Below are 1034 nucleotides of genomic sequence, written 5' to 3' on the forward strand. Positions count from 1 at the left end.
GAAGTCATTATTTAGCAGATTTTCAGGCGTTAAAGTTAGAACACTATCCTCGCCAACGGTGATCAAAACTTCAGTTATATTCGGTGAGATTTCAACTAATTCATCGGTGAGATTAACTGAATCATCCATATTCTCGGTCAAATTTAAGCTATGCGTATTTGTAATTGCACTGCCATCTGGCTGAATAGACGTGACTTTTATCTCTTCGGTTGAAACACGAGAAATCGTCATGTTCTTAACTACATATTGACCACGGCCGCCGACTGTACCAAGCTCGAATTTAGCTACGGGCTGATCTGTAGTGAAAGAGTAACTATCCTCTAGATTTCCACTCTCTCGAAAACCACCTTGTGAATCAATTAGATTGCCGTGTGTATCATACGCACGGATCACAACCTGAGTAGCCTGGTTATTGTTCGCATCAAACCAACTTCCTAGACCGCTTAATTCGAAGGTCACATGGTTGATCTCATCACCTGAGATCTCGACTGACATAACGTCTTTATCACTTAAACCATTATGGCGGGGATCTCCAATACCGAGACCAATATGAGTGTCTTGAGAATTATAAGCTGTAACATTACCGTTGCTCATGGATGTTACGACTGTCAAATCACCCTGAATAAAAGTCGCAACGCCATTATTGATTGATCCCCAATCCTCTGGTTCTGCCGTTGAATCTTCTGGATCAAATGTTCCAATGAAGACGTCCATACTATTATCTGTTGCACCATCATTTGGAACATACTGCAACTCTGTATCGGCTGAATATTCAACGCCAACGATCATATCATGCCAGTTACCATCGGCTGTTTGATATTGCATTTTGCCCAAATCAAGCTCACTATCGAGCCTAATTGCACCCGGACCTGCAGCAATCATATAATCATCTATGGCTGTTGGGGCGTCATTCACTGGGTTCACTGTCAAATCGATATTAGCTGCGACTGTCGCTTCACCATCGAATACATCGAAACTAATATCGAGATCACCATTGAAGTTTGCAGCCGGTGTCAGCGTGAACGTCCCATCAC

The 1034-nt window shown here is 42.6% G+C and carries 1 protein-coding gene; it reads right to left on the minus strand.

Annotated features, from left to right (window positions below; all coding sequences use genetic code 11):
• A partial coding sequence (locus A3762_RS26905) for a cadherin-like domain-containing protein (RefSeq protein WP_197468966.1) occupies window positions 1–1034 on the minus strand: 1034 nt, incomplete at both ends.

The organism is Oleiphilus sp. HI0125 (genome assembly GCF_001635355.1).